Consider the following 14,297-nt stretch of genomic DNA (forward strand, 5'->3'; position numbering starts at 1 on the left):
GAATGAGGACGTGGGGGAACAACAGGGAAGCTCGGAATGATACCGCGCGCCACCCCTGCTCAAGAATGGAAAGCGGCCCGCGCGGGGCCGCTCCGAATGTCAAGAATGGTTTGAAGGGACCTCTGGCCCCGTGCTGGCGTCGGTGCATTCCACCACTACGGGCCGGTGTTGCGCCGGATGGGTCAGGCATGCGGGGCTCAAGGCCGGGGGGCGCTGCGCGGGGGCGGCCTCGCGCACCAGGGCCTCGAAGCTGCGCACGGGCACGGGCGGGCTGAGCAGGTAGCCCTGCCAGACGTGGCAGCTCTGGTCTTCGAGGAATTGGCGCTGCGCCTCGGTTTCCACGCCTTCGGCGATGACCTGCAGTCCCAGGCTGGTGCCCAGGGCGACGATGGTGCGCGCAATGGCCGCGTCGTTGGGGTCGCTGAGCACGTCGCGCACGAAGCTGCGGTCGATCTTGAGCTGGTCCAGCGGCAGGCGCTTGAGATAGGCCAGCGAGGAATAGCCTGTGCCGAAGTCATCCAGCGAGAAGCCGACACCGTGGGCCTTGAGCGTGGCCATCTTGGCGGCCGTGTCGTCCACGTCGGCCAGCAGCAGGCTTTCGGTCAGCTCCAGCTTGAGCAGGCGCGGGTTGGCGCCGTGCTCCTTGAGCGCCTGCAGCACCTGCTCCACGAAGCGCGCCTGGTGGAACTGGCGCGGGCTGACGTTGACGGCCAGCACCATACAGGCCATTTCGGGGTCCGCCGCCCATTGCGCCAGCTGCCTGCAGGCCTCGCCCAGCACCCATTCGCCCAGTTGCTGGATCAGGCCGGTCTCCTCGGCCAGCGAGACGAAGAGCGAGGGCGGCACCAGCCCTTCGCGCGGGTGGTTCCAGCGCAGCAGGCCTTCGGCGCCCACGATGCGTCCGTGCGCCATCTGCGGCTGGTAGTACAGGACGAACTGGCTGCGCACCAGGCCCTCGCGCATTTCCTGCTCCATGGCCGTGCGCGAGCGCAGCACGGCCTGCAACTGCGGATCGAAGAATTGCAGCGTGTTGCGCCCCATGCCCTTGGCCTGGTACATGGCCATTTCGGCGCGGCGCAGCACCTCGTCGGCGCTCAGTTCCTGCTCGCCGAACAGGCTGGCGCCAATGCTCATCGTGATGTGGCAGGACTGGCCTGCCAACTGCAGCGGCTGCTGCAGCAGCGAACGCATGCGCTGGACCTCGCCTTCCAGTTGCGAGGCCGCATGCATGGAGTCCTTGCCCAGGTCCTCCAGCAGCACGACGAAGTCATCGCCGCTGTGGCGGGCCAGCGTGGCCTCGGGCCCCAGGGACTGCGCCAGGCGCTCGGCAATCATGCGCAGCAGCACATCGCCAAGCTCCAGCCCCAGGCTGTCGTTGAAGGCCTTGAAGTTGTCCACGTCCAGCAGCATGACGGCGCCGCAGCGCCCGCGCCGGCGGCTGGAGGCCAGCGCCTGCTGCAACCGGTCCACCAGCAGGCGGCGGTTGGGCAGGCCGGTGAGCGCGTCGTGGAAGGCCAGGCGGCGGATTTCCTCTTCGGCGGTCTTGCGCTGGCTCTGGTCCTGCAGGATCAGCAGGCAGCCTTCGTCCAGCAGCATGCCGCCTATCGATACGGAACGCGTGCGGCCATCGCTGCCCATGAGCTGGTATTCCTCGCAGTTGAGGGTGCCGCAGCTGTCGGACTCGCCGCTGTGCAGGCTCTGTGCCACGCGCGCCCTCGCCTGCGCGGCCTCGAAGCGGCGCTGCATGCGCAGGCGGCGGGCTTCATCGGGACACATGTTGCACCACCAGCCATCACCATCCATGCCGGCCGTGGCACCGTGGCCCGCCAGGCGCATGAATTCCTCGTTCCAGTAGGCGAAGCGGCCATCGTCCTGAAGCATGGCCAGGCCCAGAGGCAGGCGCTGGATGACCATGCGCAGATGGCGCGATCCATCGCGCTGCATCTGCTGCAGGTGGCGCCGCGCGCTGATGTCCTGCACCAGTGCCATCAGCCGCCGGGACGGGCCATGGCCCAGCGCGGAGATATGCAGCTCCACCCAGACCAGGGTGCCGTCGCGGCGCCGCAGCTGCCGCTCGATCTGCAGCGCCCCGCGCTGGCCCGCCGTCAGTTCCTGCAGCAGCACCCGGTCGCCCTCCAGGGTTTCGGCCGCCAACAGGGCCAGCAGGGGCCGCTGGCACAGCTGCTGCGCCTCATGGCCCGTAATGTCGCAGTACCTGCGGTTCACATGCAGGACGTTGCCGCTGGCCGCATCGACCTGCACCACGCCCACGGCAGCCTGCTCGAACAGGGCCTGAAAGCGGGCATCGCTCTCGCGCATGCTGCGGGAGGAGGCGCGCAGCTGGGCCCAGCTGGAAGGATGGCGCCGCCACCAGGCTGCCGCCAGCGACGCCAGCAGGGCCGACACGAGCATGCCCAGCGCGAAAAGAACCAGGGGCTGGACACGCTCGGTCCAGGACAGGGCCGTCCCCATGGGAATGAAGTTCAACCGCCACAGCCGGTCCTGGGCCTGCAGCGTCTGCTCCAGCACCACCTGGCCGGTGTCGCCCATTCCGGCCGCCTCCTGCCCGCGCTCCGGCCAGGCCGCGCCCAGGTACAGCGGCAGCGGCGATATGCCGGCCGGCGGCAGGGGCGAGGTCGGGCCTGCGTCATGCATGGCCAGCGCAAGCCGGCGCAGAAAGCCGCGTTCATGCAGGTCCTGCACCAGGTCGTGCACGCGCACGCTGACGTCGGCAGTCCCCAGAAACAGCGGCTGCGCGGCCTCCCCGTCCGGGGACTGGTGGTCCACAAGCGCAAAGACAGGCGCGCGCACCAGCACGGCGGTGGCATGCTCGCCGGGCTGCTTCAGCGCAAACGGTGCCGAGACCACGGCGGCCGCGCTGTCGCGGCTGCGCACCATGCTGGCCATGAGGCTGGGGCGGTCGTGCATGTCCAGGCCGGCAATGGACTCGTTGCCCTCCAGCGGCCAGAGATAGTCGATGAAGAAATAGTGGGGCCCGGGCCGGGCGGTGAAGGCCTGATCCTGGCCGGGCAGACCGCGCTGCGTTGCGGCCCGTGTAAAGGACAGCGCCTGCATGCCCGGCTGCGCCTGTATGCGCAGCGCCTGCGCCATGCGCGCGAAGGCCGATTGCCCCATCTCGGGAGAGGCGGCCAGCTGGTTGGCCACATGCTGGACCATGACCGCGTAGGCATCCAGGCGCATCTCCAGCGCCTGGCGGGCCGACTGGGCCTGCTGGGTATGGCGCTGCAGGTCGATACGCTCCAGCGCCCGCTGCTGCTGCAAGGCAAGCACAGCGCTCAGGCACATGCCCACCGCCATGACGGTTGCGGCTGGCCAGGCGGCCCGGATGGCTACAAGCGTGCGCTGGGCAAAAACTGACATGGAGCGGCTAAGGCGGAATAGGCGGTCACGGGAAATCGGTCCAGGAGCACGGAACCGCTCGTTGCCAGCCCCATGGCAGGTTCACCGGAAAGGGCAGTACAGGCCATGTGGAGCAGAGCGCGAGGATAAATGGATTTCGGCACGCGGCAGGCGAACAATGGATAAGACAAATCCTACAAACACCCTTCCTCTATCGTCTGCAAGCACACTTGCTGAAGGCTGGCCCGGGCAAACCCTAGAGAGCTCCGCAGGCCGGCGTGGGACTGGGGGACCGAACCGTTGCACGCTCCCTCATCCATGAAATCAAAAGCAGCAATTTTGAAACGACAGTGAAACGAATGTTGCGGCGGCAGCCAGCACCGCAGTGCACACGCCCTGTGCTGGCGCGCTGCAAGGCTTGCACGGGTTTTCCCTTGATGCGGATGGCATGGCGCTTGCAACAAACCTGGCCTACTGACATCGCCTGACACCGCAGGGGACACCGTCCATGGGCATCAACCGCCGCCAGAGGCTGCGCGCTCCGGCGATCGGCAGACCGCAAGAACAGACACAGATACGAACAACAGCACAGGAGGCCTGAGATGGGCGCGATCCCCGAAACCTTTCTTCCCCAGTTGCGCATCCCTGCCACCTACCTGCGCGGCGGCACCAGCAAGGGCGTGTTCTTTCGCCTGCAGGATCTGCCCGAGGCGGCCCGGCACCCCGGACCCGTGCGCGACGCCATCCTGTTGCGCGCCCTGGGCAGCCCCGACCCGTACGGCAAGCAGATCGACGGCATGGGCAATGCATCGTCCAGCACCAGCAAGGCCGTGATCCTGGCTCCCAGTACGCGGGAAGGCCATGACGTGGACTATCTGTTTGGCCAGGTCGCCATCGACCAGCCGTTTGTGGACTGGAGCGGCAACTGCGGCAACCTCTCGGCCGCCGTGGGGCCCTGCGCCATCCACATGGGACTGATAGATCCCGCGCGCATTCCTCGCAACGGCACGGTCACCATCCGCATCTGGCAGGCCAACATCGCCAAGACCATCGTGGCCCATGTGCCCATCACGCAAGGCCAGGTCCAGGAGACCGGCTCCTTCGAGCTCGATGGCGTGACCTTCCCGGCCGCCGAAGTGGCGCTGGAGTTCCTGGATCCCGCCGATGAAGGAGACGATGGCGGAGCCATGTTCCCGACAGGCCACCTCGTGGACCGGCTGGACGTGCCCGGCGTGGGCAGTCTGGCGGCCACGCTGATCAACGCGGGCATTCCGACCATCTTCCTGAACGCCCAGGACCTGGGCTACACGGGCTGCGAGCTGCAGGACGCCATCAACACGGACGACGAGGCCCTGGCCCGCTTCGAGGCCATACGCGCCCACGGCGCGCTGCAGATGGGGCTGATCAAGGACCTGGCCGAGGCCGCCAGACGGCAGCACACGCCAAAGATCGCCTTTGTGGCGCCACCGGCCGCCTACACGGCATCCAGCGGCAAGCGCATTGAATCGGGTGACGTGGACCTGCTGGTGCGCGCCCTGTCCATGGGCCAACTGCACCACGCCATGATGGGCACGGCTGCCGTGGCCATCGGCACCGCAGCGGCCGTGCCGGGCACGCTGGTGAATCTGGCGGCAGGCGGCGGCGAGCGCAGCGCCGTGCGCTTTGGCCACCCCTCCGGAACGCTGCGCGTGGGCGCCGAGGCCCGTTTGGTGAACGGCCAGTGGCAGGTGACCAAGGCCCTGATGAGCCGCAGCGCACGTATCCTGATGGAAGGCTGGATCAGGGTCCCCGGCGAGGTGTTGAACGCCGCATGAATGCGCGGGCCGGGACTTCAGGCCGCAGCCGTGCTCACGCCTCGGCTGCCAGCGCCGCCCCACGCCACGCCTGGAGCTGCTCCAGCGTGTTCGTCGTGCCGCCGCAGGCCACCACCAGCACGCGCTGGAAGCCTTGCAACGCAGGAGCGCGCCCGTAGGCCAGGGCCAGCGCGGCGCCACAGGCCGGCTCCACATGCAGGCGATGGTCGTCAATGAAGCGCAGGCAGGCCTGCAGCGCCTGCGCATCCGTCACCACGGCGCTGCGCACGGGGTGCACCTGCGCCAGATCGAAGGCCCTCTGGCAGACCTGGCGCGCGCCCAGCGAAGTAGCCACGCTGGTGATGCGGTCCAGCAGTACGCGGCGGCCCTGGGCCAGGGACTGCGCCAGGGAATCGGCGCCGGCCGTCTCCGCCGCGATCACGGGCACATCGGTCCAGCCATGGCGCTCCAGGCCCTGCACCACGCCGGCCAGCAGGCCGCCGCCGCCCACGGCCAGCACCACGGCGTCGGGCTTGAAGCAGGCTGCGGCCAGTTCGTCGACGAGGGTGGAATGCCCGGCCCACAGCAGCGGATCGTCAAACGGGTGGACAAAGGCATCGTCGGCACCCAGCAGGGACTGGGCCAGCGCATTGGCCTCGTCCCAGACGGAGCCATGCACGATCAGCTCGGCGCCCTGGGCGCGGATCAATGCCCGTGCATGCTCGGTCGTGGTCTGGGGAACGACCACGGTGACGGGCATCGACAGCTGCCGTCCCGCATAGGCCACGGCAATGCCGGCATTGCCGCCCGACGAGGCCACAAAGCGCTTCTTGCCCTGGCCCGCCAGGGTCTCGCAGGCATGGCCTATGCCGCGCAGCTTGAATGATCCGCAAGGCTGCAGCGCGTCCAGCTTGAGCCAGATGTTCTGGCCGCTGGCCTGGCCCAGGGTATGGGATTCGATGAGGGGAGTGGAGGTGTGCAAAGGCATGGAGCGGCAGTGTAGAACCGGGCTGCCATCGCGATAATCCCCCGGTATTCCAAATATTCTTTGCGCCATGGGCACAAATCAAGCCCTGCATCTGTTCGGGGAAATGGCCATCTTCGTCAAGGTGGTGGACACGGGCAGCTTCTCCGAGGCCGCGCGCCAGCTGGGCAGCACGCCATCGGCCACCAGCCGGGGCGTGGCGCGGCTGGAAAAGGCGCTGGGCCTGCGCCTGCTGGAACGCACCACGCGCAAGCTGCGCCTGAGCGAGGCCGGCCGCGAAGTGCATGCGCGCTGCCTGGACATGGTGGGCGCCGCGCAGGCCGTCATGGCTGCATCCCTGCTTCAGGACGCGCAGCCGCGCGGCCTGGTGCGCATCAGCGTGCCCAAGGCCGTGGGCCATACCGTGGTCCATCCCCACATGCCCGACTTCCTGGCCCTGTATCCCGAGGTCGACGTGCAAATGCGGCTGGAAGACCGCTACATGGACCTGATCGATGACCCCGTGGACCTGGCCATACGCATCACCAACCACCCGCCGCCAGGGCTCATGGGCCGCCACCTGATGGACATCGACCATCTGCTGTGCGCCTCGCCCCAGTACCTGGCCCGGCACGGCACGCCCGTGCATCCGCTGGACCTCAAGGCCCACAGCTTCATCTACCTGGGAGAGGAGCCCGGCGACGCGCACTGGAAGCTGCGCGGCCACGGCAAGACCGTCACCGTGGCCGTGCGCGGGCGCTATGCGGCCAACCACACCGGTGTGCGGCTGGACGCCGTGCTGCAGCACATCGGCATCGCCAGCCTGCCCCGCTTCACGGCACGGCAGGCCCTGGCGGACGGGCGCATCGTGCAGGTGCTGCCGGACTGGAGCTTCCTGCCCAACTACAGCGGCCAGCTGTGGATTCTTCACCCGCCCACCAGACATCTGCCACTGAAGCTGCGCGTGCTGATGGATTTCCTGGCCGAGCGGCTGGGTGGCCATGCACCCTGATCAGTCCGGCGCCCTGAGCCTGCGCCACAGCGTGGCCCGGCTGATGCCCAGGATCTCGCAGGCGCGGCGCTGGTCGCCCTGTACCTGCTCCAGCACTTCGCGCATGCGCTGGCGCTCGGCATCGCGCCGGGCCTCGCGCAACTGCAGTTGCCGCTGCTGCGCTGGCAGGGCCTGAACGGTACCCTGCCCAGCCCCGTCGCATTCAGGAAACAGCTCCCGCAAGCGGCCCATGTCCACGCGGCCCGCGCTGTCGCGCAGGTCGTGGCGGCAGGCCAGCAGGCGTTCCACCCAGTTGTCCAGCTCTCGCGCATTGCCGGGCCAGCGGTGGCCGGATGCCAGCTCCAGCAAGGCCGCCAGCAAGGGCTCCAGCGATGGCCCTTCCGCCTGCAGCGACTGCGTGCGCAGGCGCCGCGCCAGCATGGCGCGGGCCAGGGCCTGGACATCGGCCGGGCCGCGTTCGTGCAGTCCGGGCATGGACAGGCGCAGCACGGCCAGGCGGTAGAACAGGTCACGCCGGAATTCACCGCGCTCGACCAGGGCCGCCAGATCGGCATGCGTGGCGGCGATGACGCGCAGGTCCACGGGCACGGGCGTGGTGGAGCCCACGCGCAGCACTTCGCGCTCCTGCAGCACGCGCAGCAGGCGGGACTGCAGGGCCAGCGGCATGTCGCCGATCTCGTCCAGGAACAAGGTGCCCGTATGGGCCGCCTCGATCAGCCCGGTCTTGCCGCCGCGCCGCGCGCCGGTGAAAGCGCCTTCGTCGTAGCCGAAGAGTTCGCTCTCCAGCAGGCTTTCCCCCAGGGCCGCGCAGTTCACCGCCAGGAAGGGCTGGGCCGCGCGCCGGCTGGCGCGGTGCATGCCCTGGGCCAGCAACTCCTTGCCCGTGCCGCTGTCGCCCTGGATGAGCACGGTGGCATCGCTGGCCGCGAACTGGCGCGCCAGGCGGCGCACGCGCTGGGCGGGCCCGCTGTCGCCCGCGTAGTCTTCGATGCGCCAGCGCACGCCCGCGCCGCGCAGGCTGCGGTTGGCGCGCAGGTGGCGGTCGGCACGCTGGATGGTGGCCGGGTCGCGGCACACCAGCAAGGCGCCCGTGAGCTGGCCGTTTTCCACGATGGGTGCACGCCGCACGACCAGGGTGCGCATGGCCAGCTGGACCACGTCTTCACTGCCTTCGGGCTCCAGGGACTGCGACTGCAGCGCCTGTGCCAGTGCCAGCGCGGGTGCCACCTCGTCCAGCAGCCGGCCATGCAGCGCATTGGCGGGCGCGCCCAGCAGCGCGGCCATGGTGGGGTTCAGGGCCTGGATGCGGCCTTGCGTGTCCACGGCGACCACGCCGTCCTGCAACTGGCCGAGCACGGTTTCCAGCCGCTGGTGGCGGGCGCGCTCGGCATGGCGGTGGCGGGCCAGCAGCACGGCATCACGCAGGGCCTGCAGCACGGCGCCATCGGAGTACAGCAGCACGCTGGGAATGCCGGCCTGCTCGGCCAGGTCGGCCACCAGGCCGGGCGCGACGACGGCGCCCACGCCGGCGGCCTGCAGCGCACGCACGCAGGCCTGGGCATCTTCGGGTCCGTGGTAGCTGAACTGCGCAATGCCGGCGCCGAACAGCGCGTCGAACTGGGCCAGATGCGGCGAGGGATGGTCGAACGACACCAGCCCGATGCGCGGCGTGCCGCCGGACTGGGCCAGTGCACGCGCGCTGGCCAGCGCCTGCAGCAGATCGAACCCCCGCACCTCGATCATGACGACGGGGATATCGACCCGCTCGCGCACCCAGGCGCCGCTGGCCCCTGCGGCCACCAGGGCGTCTATGGGCTCGACCGCCTGCAGCGCACGCACGGCCTGCACGGCATCGTCAAAGGCCGCGCTGACATGCTCCACGCGCACCTGGTCGCCCACGGCCAGCGACATGCGCTCCAGCACGCGGCCGATGCGGTGGCGGCCCACGGTGACGACGCGCGGCCAGGCTGCGCGGGGGCCGGCAGGGGTTGCATGCATGGAAGGCACAACTGATTCATTCATGCAACCGATTATTTCATTCATGCAACACCGCACCGGGCGAATCGGTGAATGCCTGCAGAGCAGGCTTTTCAACAATCACAAAACCCATTCACATCAACAACTTGCGAAATCAAGGGTTTACCCTTTGATCCGGTGGCATGCCACTTGCAAACAGGCCAGGCGTTTCAATCATTTCAAGCATTTCCAGGAGACCCCATGAACCAGCCATCCCGCCTGCCCCGCCGCACCGCCCTGGCCACCCTGCTTGCCGCCGCGCTGCCGCTGGCCGGCGTGACCTGCTCCGTCGCTGCACGGGCTGCCAGCGCCGCCGATGCCTGGCCCACCCGCCCCATTCGCCTGGTGGTGCCGTTCTCGGCCGGCGGCGCCAATGACCTGATGGCACGCTCGGCTGCCGAAGGCGCGTCCAGGATCCTGGGCCAGCCCGTGGTGGTCGACAACCGCGCGGGTGCGGGAGGCACGGTGGGCGCCGACATCGTGGCCAAGGCCCAGCCCGACGGCTACACCCTGCTGGTGAGCGCGGCTGGCGTGATCTCCAACAGCATGATCAAGAAGACCATGCCGTTCAAGGACGATGCGCTGGTGCCGGTGGCCATGATCGGCCTGGCGCCGTCCGTGATCGTGGTTCCCAAGAACGCGCCCTACCAGAACCTGCGCGATTTCGTCGAGGCATCGAAGAAGGGCCAGGGCTTCAATTTCGCCACGGCCGGCACAGGCAGTACGCCGCATTTCGTGGCAGAGATGCTGAACGTGAAGTACGGCGCCCAGCTGCAGCCCGTGCCCTACAAGAGCGGGGCGGAGAGCACGACGGCCGTGCTGGGCGGGCAGGTGGAGGGCACGTCGGAGGCCAGCATCATCGCCCTGCCCCACATCCTCAACGAAGGAAAGTTCAAGGCCCTGGCCACCACCTGGACGCAGCGCATCTCGGCCTATCCGCAGCTGTCCACCGCCGTGGAGCAGGGCTTTGCCGAGCTGCAGATCGCGCACTGGGCCGGCATCCATGCGCCCAAGGGGACGCCGCCCGCCATCCTGGACAAGCTGGCCGCCGCCGTGGACAAGGCCATGAAGGAGCCGGCCACGGTGGAAAAGCTCAAGGGCCTGGGCATCGAGCCCATCGGTGGCACGCGCGCCGAGTTCGTGAAATTCACCGATGCCGAACGCAAGCGCCTGGGCGAGATCGTCAAGGCCGCGAACATGCAGGAATAGTGAACCGCTTGCGCCATCACCACCGATCCCAACCGAGACAAGACACCATGAATACCCGCCGCAACACCCTCCGCCTGGGCATGGGCCTGGCCCTCAGCGCCATCGCCACCGCTGCCGCCCTGCTCGCCGCCCCCGCCGTGGCCCAGGGCGCAGATGCCTGGCCCTCGCGCCCCATCAAGCTCATCGTGCCCTATGCGGCCGGCGGCTTTGCCGATACACGGGCCCGCAAGATCGCCGACAAGATAGGCCAGAGCCTGGGCCAGCCCATCGTGATCGACAACCGCGGCGGCGCGGGCGGCGTGACGGGCACGGATGCCATCGCCAAGGCCACGGACGGCCATACCTTCGGTTTCGGCTCGCCGGGTCCGCTGGTGACCAATCCCATGCTGATGAAAAAGCTGCCCTACAACGCCGCACGCGACCTGCAGCCCATCATCCTGATCGAAGAGGCGCCGCTGATCCTGACCACGGCGCCCAACCAGCCGTTCAAGACCGTGGCCGAACTGGTCGCGGCAGCCAAGGCCAAGCCCGGCACGCTGACCTATGGATCGTCGGGCGTGGGCGGTGCCCACCACCTGTCGGGCGAGCTGCTGGCCTTCCAGACGCGCACGGAAATGGTCCATGTGCCCTACAAGGGCGGCGCGCTGGCGGCCACCGACCTGATGGGCGGCCACCTGGCCTTCATGTTCGAGATGGGCTATGCGGCCCTGCCCGCCATCCAGGGCGACAAGGTCAAGGCGCTGGCCGTGTCCAGCAAGCAGCGACTGAAGGTGCTGCCCGGCGTGCCCACGCTGGATGAGGCGGGCATCAAGGGCTTCGAGTCATACAACTGGCTGGGCATGATCGCGCCGGCCAGCACGCCGCCGGCCGTGATCGAGCGCCTGAACAAGGCCGTGAACGAGGCCCTCAAGGACGCGGAGGTGCGCGCCATGATCGAGAACACGGGCGGCATGGTCATGGGCGGCACACCCCAGGCCTACGGCAATTTCATCGAGGCCGAACGCGCCAAGTGGGGCCCGGTGATCAAGAACGCCAACATCACGCTGGACTGAGCGCCAGCCCGCGCATCGCTTTTTCCCATCCGACAGAACCCTCCATGAACACCAAGCAACAACTCAAGGCCCTGGCCGAAGCGCGCCGCGGCGTGCTCGTGCCCGGCGCATTCAACGCACTGTCCGCGCGCGTCGTGGCCGATCTCGGCTTCGAGGCCATCTATGTGACCGGCGCAGGCGTGACCAATATGTGGTTCGGCCTGCCCGACCAGGCCTTCATGGGCCTGACCGACATCGCCGACCACACGGCCCGCATCCGCGACGCCGTGGATCTGCCGCTGATCGTCGATGCCGACACCGGCTTCGGCAACGCGCTCAACACCTACCATGCGGTGCGCACGCTGGAGCGCGCGGGCGCCGACTGCATCCAGATCGAGGACCAGATCAGCCCCAAGCGCTGCGGCCATTTCAATGGCAAGGAAGTGATTTCCACCGAGGAAATGCTGGGCAAGATCAAGGCCGCCGTGGACGCGCGCCGCGACCAGGGCACGCTGATCATGGCGCGCACCGATGCCTGCGCCACGCAGGGCTTCGAGGCTGCCGTCGAGCGCGCCCAGCGCTTTGCCGAGGCGGGAGCCGACATCCTCTTCGTGGAGGCCGTGACCCAGGCCGAAGAAATCCGCGCCCTGCCCCAGCGGCTGTCCACGCCGCAGCTGATGAACATGGTGATCGGAGGCAAGACGCCCATCACCGACGCGGGCGAGCTGGCAGACCTGGGCTATGGCTTGGTGCTGTATGCCAATGCCGCGCTGCAAGGCGCCGTGGCCGGCATGCAAAAGGCGCTGGGCCAACTGCGCAACGAGCGCAGGGTGGACGAGAACCCCGCCGTGGTCGCCCCCTTTGCCGAGCGCCAGCGCCTGGTCAACAAGCCGTTCTGGGATGCGCTGGAAAAGAAGTACGAGTGAAGCACGAGCGAGGGCGCTCAGCCCCTCGCAGGCGCCTTCCACCCCTTGAGCGTCAGCTCCAGCGCCTGCAGCGCCTGCTGCAGGCGTTCGGGGGGCGCCCCTTCCTCGGCAATCCAGAATGCCGACTCCACCAGGCAGCCATTGAGCAGGCGCGACATGGCCAGCGGATTGGCCCGCACGATCACGCCGCGCTCCATGAGCTGCTCCAGGTAGCCGGCCACGAAGGCGATGCAGGCACGGTGCTGCTCGCCCTGGTCCGTGCCCGTCAGCACGGCGCGCGCATCCTGCAGCACGATGCGGCGTATCTCGCCCTCCTGCGCCATGGCCAGGTAGGCACGGCAGTAGGCAAGGAACCCCTCCCAGGGATCTGCATGGTCGGCCAGCACCTGCTCCAGGCGCGCGTCCATTTCGGCATCCATCTGCGCCACCACGGCGGCCAGCAGGCCCGGCTTGCCGCCGAAATGGTGGTACAGCGCGCCGCGCGTCAGGCCGGCCTTGGCCGTCAGTTCGTCCATGGAGGCCTGGGCATAGCCCTGGCTGCCAAAGGCCTCGCGCGCAGCCTCGATGAGCTTGGCGCGTGTCTCCTCGATCATGCTGGCCCGGCTTTTGCGCATGGCGCACTCCATTCACATACAAAACGTATGCCAATGATACGGCGCGCCATGGGCAACCCGTAGAATCGCTGACATACGCCGCGTATGTGATTGCAGCGGCCTGTCCGTTTTTCCGAGGTTTCCATGTTCCACGCCTACCGCCAGCTGTTCACCCGGCCCGGCACGGCCGCCTTTGTGCTGGCCGGTCTCCTGGCCCGCCTGCCCCTGTCGATGACGGGCATCGGCCTGATCACCATGCTGTCCCAGCAGCGCGGCGCCTACACGCTGGCCGGCGCGGTCGCGGCCTGCTTTGCGCTGTCCATTGCGGTGCTGGCGCCCCGCATCTCGGCCCTGGTGGACCGCCATGGCCAGCGCAAGGTGCTGCCCTGGGCAGCAGCCGTGAGTGCTGCCGCCATGTTTGCGCTGCTGGCCTGCGCGCATTGGCAGGGGCCGGATTGGCTGCTGCTGGTGCTGGCAGCGCTGGTGGGCGCCCTGCCCAGCATGCCGGCCATGGTGCGTGCGCGCTGGACCGTGCTGCTGCGCGGCACGCCCCAGCGCCAGACGGCCTATGCGCTGGAGGCCGTGCTGGACGATGTCTGCTTCATCGTCGGCCCGCCGCTGTCGGTCGGCCTGAGCATGGTGCTGTTCCCCGAGGCCGGGCCGCTGGCCGCCTCCTTGCTGCTGCTGGTGGGCGTGGCGCTGTTCGTGGCCCAGCGCCGTACAGAGCCACCCGTGGACACATCGCAGCGGCGCACGCGCCAGCAGTCGCTGGCCCGCCATCCCGTGGTACGCACGCTGGCGCTGTTCATGCTGGCCCAGGGCATCATCGTGGGCACCATCGACGTGGCCAGCGTGGCCTTTGCCACGCAGCAGGGCCAGCCGGCGGCGGCCAGCATCGTGCTGTCGTTCTATGCGCTGGGCTCCTGCGTGATGGGACTGGTGTTCGGCACGCTGCGCCTGAAGGCGCCGCTGCACCGCCAGATCGCCTGGGTGGGCGCCTCGGTCTGCATCACGGCCGTGCCCCTGCTGCTGGCCACCAATGTGTTCACGCTGACCCTGGCCGTGCTGCTGGCCGGCATTACCTTCGGCCCGACCATCACCGTGGCCATGGGCCTGGTGGAGCAGCAGGTGCCGCCCCAGCGCCTGACGGAGGGCATGACCTGGCTGCTGACCGGCATTGCCATGGGCGTGGCCCTGGGCGCGGCCGCCGCCGGCTGGGCCACCGACCTGTGGGGCGCGCGCATCTCCTTCGTGGTGGCGCTGCTGGCCGGTGCTGTCATGTGGGCCCTGGGCGTGCTGGCCGCACGCCAGGCACGAGCAGAGAGCCCGCCTGCCGAAGACGCAGCCGCTGCCTGCACCTGAACACGGCCCCAACGCCCGCGCCAGCCCAGAC

Annotated in this window: 10 protein-coding genes; 6 read left to right on the forward strand and 4 right to left on the reverse strand. The window is 68.8% G+C overall.

The features are described from left to right. Positions 1–99 precede the first annotated feature (99 nt). A complete protein-coding gene (locus PO605_RS09665) occupies positions 100–3,381 on the reverse strand; it encodes a bifunctional diguanylate cyclase/phosphodiesterase (RefSeq protein WP_047474542.1) in 3,282 nt (1,093 codons plus the stop codon). 581 nt (positions 3,382–3,962) lie between these two features. On the opposite strand from PO605_RS09665, the gene prpF reads away from it, so the two are divergent. Beyond that, positions 3,963–5,174: a 2-methylaconitate cis-trans isomerase PrpF gene (gene prpF, locus PO605_RS09670; RefSeq protein ID WP_047474540.1), complete on the forward strand. Its 1,212-nt coding sequence runs from the start codon at positions 3,963–3,965 to the stop codon at positions 5,172–5,174. Between the two features lie 34 nt (positions 5,175–5,208). Here the strand turns inward: prpF and PO605_RS09675 are convergent, their stop codons facing one another. Beyond that, the gene (locus tag PO605_RS09675; protein ID WP_047474539.1) at positions 5,209–6,141 is read right to left on the reverse strand and encodes a pyridoxal-phosphate dependent enzyme; all 933 of its coding nucleotides are present in this window, start codon (positions 6,139–6,141) and stop codon (positions 5,209–5,211) included. 67 nt (positions 6,142–6,208) lie between these two features. On the opposite strand from PO605_RS09675, the gene PO605_RS09680 reads away from it, so the two are divergent. After that, on the forward strand, positions 6,209–7,129 hold the full coding sequence (locus PO605_RS09680; protein WP_272206393.1) for a LysR family transcriptional regulator: 921 nt from the start codon (positions 6,209–6,211) through the stop codon (positions 7,127–7,129). Here PO605_RS09680 and prpR read toward each other — a convergent pair whose 3' ends face one another. Beyond that, on the reverse strand, positions 7,130–9,127 hold the full coding sequence (prpR, locus tag PO605_RS09685) for a propionate catabolism operon regulatory protein PrpR (protein ID WP_272206395.1): 1,998 nt from the start codon (positions 9,125–9,127) through the stop codon (positions 7,130–7,132). Between the two features lie 219 nt (positions 9,128–9,346). Here prpR and PO605_RS09690 point away from each other — a divergent pair, with 219 nt between their 5' ends. The 3 genes from PO605_RS09690 to PO605_RS09700 are packed head-to-tail and all read left to right on the forward strand — an operon-like array spanning position 9,347 to position 12,311. Then, entirely contained in the window at positions 9,347–10,354 is a 1,008-nt protein-coding gene (locus PO605_RS09690) for a tripartite tricarboxylate transporter substrate binding protein (protein ID WP_272206396.1), read from the forward strand. Between the two features lie 47 nt (positions 10,355–10,401). Beyond that, positions 10,402–11,406 (forward strand): Bug family tripartite tricarboxylate transporter substrate binding protein, encoded by a 1,005-nt coding sequence (locus PO605_RS09695; protein ID WP_047472440.1) that lies wholly within the window; start codon positions 10,402–10,404, stop codon positions 11,404–11,406. Between the two features lie 44 nt (positions 11,407–11,450). Further along, positions 11,451–12,311 carry an isocitrate lyase/PEP mutase family protein gene (locus PO605_RS09700; RefSeq protein WP_016445909.1) on the forward strand — a complete coding sequence of 287 codons (861 nt, stop codon included), beginning with the start codon at positions 11,451–11,453 and terminating at the stop codon, positions 12,309–12,311. A gap of 17 nt (positions 12,312–12,328) precedes the next feature. Here PO605_RS09700 and PO605_RS09705 read toward each other — a convergent pair whose 3' ends face one another. Further along, positions 12,329–12,925, reverse strand: coding sequence for a TetR/AcrR family transcriptional regulator (locus tag PO605_RS09705; protein WP_026062285.1), 597 nt, complete (start codon positions 12,923–12,925; stop codon positions 12,329–12,331). A 123-nt stretch (positions 12,926–13,048) separates the two neighbouring features. Here PO605_RS09705 and PO605_RS09710 point away from each other — a divergent pair, with 123 nt between their 5' ends. Further along, entirely contained in the window at positions 13,049–14,266 is a 1,218-nt protein-coding gene (locus PO605_RS09710; RefSeq protein ID WP_272206400.1) for an MFS transporter, read from the forward strand. The last annotated feature ends 31 nt before the right edge of the window (positions 14,267–14,297 follow it).

The organism is Delftia sp. DT-2 (assembly GCF_028401915.1).
Taxonomy (GTDB): domain Bacteria; phylum Pseudomonadota; class Gammaproteobacteria; order Burkholderiales; family Burkholderiaceae_C; genus Comamonas; species Comamonas tsuruhatensis.